A 1410-nucleotide genomic window follows, 5' to 3' on the forward strand; every position below is an offset into this window, starting at 1 on the left:
GGTACGGACACGCAGACCGTGAACCAGGCGTCGACGACCACCACGGTCACCTCCTTCCCCGACCCCTCCGTGACAGGGCAGACGGTCAACTTCACTGCCTTTGTGGGCCCGGTGTTCCCCGGTGGCGGAATCCCGACCGGGAACGTCACGTTCGTCGTCACCGACGGGGTCACCACCGTGACCCTCAGCGGTACCCTCGACGGCGCCGGCGTCGCCACTGTCAGCACCAACGGCCTGGTCACGGCGGGCGTTTACACCGTCACGGCGACGTACGGCGGTGACGCGAACTTCACCGGCTCCAGTGACACCGACACCCAGACGGTGGCTCAGGCGGCGACGACCACCACGGTCACTTCGTCGCCCGATCCGTCGGTGTTCGGGCAGCCGGTGACGTTCACGGCCACGGTGGCGCCGGTTTCGCCGGGTGCCGGTACGCCGACCGGGACGGTCACGTTCGTCATCACCGGTGGTCCGACGCTGACCGGCACGCTGTCCGGGGGCGTGGCGACCGTCACGACGAGTGCGTTGAGCGTCGGTACGCATTCGGTCACGGCGACGTACAGCGGTGACGCGAACTTCACGGGCTCGGTCGGCACGGACACCCAGACGGTGGCTCAGGCAGCGACGACCACGACGGTCTCGTCGTCGCCGGATCCGTCCGTGGTCGGGCAGTCGGTGACGTTTACCGCGACGGTGGCCCCGGTGGCTCCTGGTGCGGGTACCCCCACGGGGACGGTCACCTTCGTGGCGACCGACGGGGTCACGACGGTGACGCTGACCGGGACGCTAAGTGGCGGCACGACCAGCGTCAGCAGCAACGGGCTGGTGACGGCAGGCGCTTACGTGGTCACGGCGACGTACAGCGGTGATGCGAACTTCACGGCCTCCAGTGGTACGGACACGCAGACGGTGGCTCAGGCGGCGACGACCACGACGGTCTCCTCGTCTCCCGACCCGTCCGTGGTCGGGCAGTCGGTGACCTTCACGGCCACCGTCGCGCCGGTCGCGCCGGGTGCGGGTACCCCCACGGGGACGGTCACCTTCGTGGCCAACGACGGCGTCACGACGGTGACGCTGACCGGGACGCTCAGTGGCGGTACGACCAGCGTGACCACGAGTGGGCTGGTCAGGGCAGGGTCTTACACGGTCACGGCGACGTACAGTGGTGATGCGAACTTCACGGGCTCGGTCGGCACGGACACCCAGACGGTCACCCAGGCAGCGACGACCACGACGGTCTCGTCGTCTCCTGACCCGTCCGTGGTGGGGCAGTCGGTGACCTTCACGGCCACCGTCGCGCCGGTGGCTCCGGGGGCGGGTACCCCGACGGGGACGGTGACGTTCGTGGCGACCGACGGGGTCACGACGGTGACGCTGACCGGGACGCTCAGCGGCGGTACGACCAGCGTC

Annotated in this window: 1 protein-coding gene; it reads left to right on the plus strand. The window is 69.6% G+C overall.

Translation table 11 applies throughout. The features are described 5' to 3' along the window. Window positions 1-18 precede the first annotated feature (18 nt). A partial coding sequence (locus tag ACWGJY_RS22240; RefSeq protein WP_453262564.1) for an Ig-like domain repeat protein occupies window positions 19-1410 on the plus strand: 1392 nt, incomplete at its 3' end.

The sequence above is a fragment of the Streptomyces sp. NPDC054765 genome, from assembly GCF_053612065.1.